The sequence below is a fragment of the Blautia sp. MCC283 genome (assembly GCF_018785565.1).
Lineage (GTDB): Bacteria > Bacillota > Clostridia > Lachnospirales > Lachnospiraceae > Blautia_A.
This window is the reverse complement of sequence record NZ_WQQB01000064.1, coordinates 1-268: the sequence shown is the minus strand read 5'-3', so window position 1 is coordinate 268 and position 268 is coordinate 1. Positions and strand designations below refer to the sequence as shown.

Annotated in this window: 1 rRNA gene; it reads left to right on the top strand. The window is 42.2% G+C overall.

Annotation, left to right across the window (positions count from 1 at the left end):
• Positions 1–198 precede the first annotated feature (198 nt).
• Positions 199–268 (top strand): 16S ribosomal RNA (locus tag GPK81_RS14990); the annotation flags it as partial.

Genomic DNA, 268 nt, shown 5'->3' with positions numbered 1-268 from the left:
CTAAACAGTGAAACACATACGATTCTCGAAAATTTCTTTACATTTAAAGAACGGTTTAAACAAACCAAAAGCAGTAAAAACGAGAGATAGCCAAACGGTTGTCTTGAGTGATCGAATCAAACACTTCTTAAGCCTCTGGCTTAATCAGTGTGAACCGCAATCAAGTTGATGCGAGCATCACTGGATTGCTGACACATTTTATCAGAGAGTTTGATCCTGGCTCAGGATGAACGCTGGCGGCGTGCTTAACACATGCAAGTCGAACGGG